At 38.8% G+C, this 425-nt stretch carries 1 rRNA gene; it reads left to right on the forward strand.

Features of this window, described 5'->3' with window-relative positions:
• Positions 1–338: 338 nt before the first annotated feature.
• A 16S ribosomal RNA gene (locus IQR33_RS23855) occupies positions 339–425 on the forward strand; the annotation flags it as partial.

Raw genomic sequence — 425 nt, forward strand, 5'->3', positions numbered from 1 at the left:
AGGCTTTATTTCCGACTTGTCTGAATACAGACGAGTCAACATAAGGTTTTAAACAAAAGTTTAGAATTTTATGTTGACTTTCAAAGTGGAAAGCGTATTATACGCACCTCGCTTGAGTGCTAAGGCACTGAAAGCCAAGCTCTTTAACAATATAGACCTATCAATCTGTGTGGGCACTCGTTGATGATAATCCAATTCGATACTTCGGTATCAAATTAGGTTTCAATGATACGAAGTGACCATTGAATCGAAAGATTCAGCACAGTCAATTCAAACATTACTTCTGCTATTTATTAGCGAAAGGAATGTTCAGTATTCATTGAGCCAAACAAAACCTTAAATTGAAGAGTTTGATCATGGCTCAGATTGAACGCTGGCGGCAGGCCTAACACATGCAAGTCGAGCGGAAACGAGTTATCTGAACC

It is taken from the genome of Vibrio sp. OPT46 (assembly GCF_015163535.1).
Classification (GTDB): Bacteria; Pseudomonadota; Gammaproteobacteria; order Enterobacterales; family Vibrionaceae; genus Vibrio; species Vibrio alginolyticus.